The organism is Streptomyces sp. NP160 (genome assembly GCF_006335115.1).
Classification (GTDB): Bacteria; Actinomycetota; Actinomycetes; order Actinomycetales; family Quadrisphaeraceae; genus Quadrisphaera.
In genome coordinates this window covers 1-737 of record NZ_VDMJ01000073.1, presented here as the reverse complement: position 1 = coordinate 737, position 737 = coordinate 1, and the positions used below count along the sequence as shown (strand labels likewise).

The window sequence follows — 737 nt, the reverse complement described above, 5'->3', positions numbered from 1 at the left end:
GTGGGGCGGGGTCGTTCTCGACCCGTCGGGGAGGACCCGGAGCTTGGTGGGGGCCCTGCCGTTGGCGGCGGGCTCGACTCCTCGCCGGTGGGCTTCTCGCCGGTGGGCAGGGTGCCGTGGTCGTTGCTGACGGGGCTGGGCCCCGACGGTGGCCCACCGTCATCCGGCCCGTCGTCCGGTCCGTCGTCCGGCCCGTCCTCTGGCCCGTCGTCCGGTCCGTCGTCCGGTCCGTCGTCCGACCCGTCGTCCGGTCCGTCCGGTCCGTCCGGTCCGTCATCTGGCCCGTCGTCGGGGTCCTCGGGGTCGGCCAGGTCCTCATCCGCGAGGTCGTCAGCGAGGTCGTCAGCGAGGTCATCGGCGAGGTCATCGGCGAGGTCGTCGGCGAGCACCACGATGTGGACCTCGGACAGGTGGGCGCGCTGCTCCGGGGTGGGGATGCGCACCAGCTTGCGGGTGTCCGGCGCCAGCCCACTCACCGGCCCCTGCTCGTCACCTCCGGTGGGGACTCCGTCGCCCTCGACGTCGTCGTCCTCGACGACGTCGTCGTCCTCGTCGTCGTCGCCAGGGGCGGGCTGCCCCAAAGCCACGGCCAACGTCTCCGGGGTCAGCGAGAACTCCCCCACCACCAGGCTGACGAACACATCGGCGCGCAGCTGACCCAGGCTGCGCCGCTCCTGCTCCTCGACAGCGCCACCACCGCCAGGCTCCCCGGCGCGCTCGGTGTCCCCGTCCTTGGC

General features: G+C 73.7%; 1 pseudogene. It reads right to left on the bottom strand.

The window, feature by feature from the left end:
- A pseudogene (locus FHN55_RS23035) lies at nt 1-737 on the bottom strand (hypothetical protein); the annotation flags it as partial.